1 protein-coding gene is annotated in these 457 nt (G+C 62.6%); it reads left to right on the forward strand.

Features of this window, described 5'->3' with window-relative positions:
* Nucleotides 1-351, forward strand: a 351-nt coding sequence (locus AC1DY7_RS31300) for a M20/M25/M40 family metallo-hydrolase (RefSeq protein WP_477497647.1), incomplete at its 5' end; no start/stop codon positions are given.
* Nucleotides 352-457: the final 106 nt, after the last annotated feature.

Below are 457 nucleotides of genomic sequence, written 5' to 3' on the forward strand. Positions count from 1 at the left end.
GAGCGCATCCGCGCCATCTGCGACGGCATTGCCACCGCTTTCGGCGCGACGATCACGGTCGACTATGACGCCAATTACCCCGTGACCTTCAACAATCCGGAAGAAACGGTGATTGCCAGCGATGTCGCGGCAAGTGTCGCCGGTGATACCCAGGTCCACCGCGCCATCCAGCCGGTGATGGGCGGCGAGGACTTCTCCTATATGCTGGAAGCCAGGCCCGGCGCCTTCATTTTCATCGGCAATGGCGAGACCGCAGGCCTGCACCACCCGGCCTACGACTTCAACGACGAGGTCATCCCGCACGGCATGAGCTATTGGGTGAAGCTGGCCGAAACGGCGCTGGCGGCCTGACTATAACCCCAAAGGGCTGGCCGATTTGCGTTCGGCCGGCCTCTTGGCGAAACGATCCGAAGCGGCTATGTGTCGGGCCGCGTGGTCCCGTAGCTCAGTAGGATAG

The sequence above is a fragment of the Mycobacterium sp. P2_H7 genome (genome assembly GCF_056403275.1).